1 protein-coding gene is annotated in these 218 nt (G+C 20.2%); it reads left to right on the forward strand.

Translation table 11 applies throughout. The features are described from left to right. Positions 1–48: 48 nt before the first annotated feature. Positions 49–218 (forward strand): contact-dependent growth inhibition system immunity protein (locus M983_RS17450; RefSeq protein WP_157092003.1); only part of this gene is annotated, 170 nt, incomplete at its 3' end.

Below are 218 nucleotides of genomic sequence, written 5' to 3' on the forward strand. Positions count from 1 at the left end.
TCGTTAAAAAATATAAAAATTAATATTACTATAATTAAGGAGTAACTAGTGTCTATATCAAAAAAAAATAATTTAAGAGCAAGTATATATTTTAATGAAAGTTATTATATCATAATAACACTTTCTAAAAGTGGTATTTATTTTATGGACTTAAAAAAAGGCTATAAGATTCTATCTAAGGATTCTTTTGATAGAGAGTTAGGTCTTTTTACAAAAAA

The sequence above is a fragment of the Proteus myxofaciens ATCC 19692 genome, from assembly GCF_001654855.1.
Lineage (GTDB): Bacteria > Pseudomonadota > Gammaproteobacteria > Enterobacterales > Enterobacteriaceae > Proteus > Proteus myxofaciens.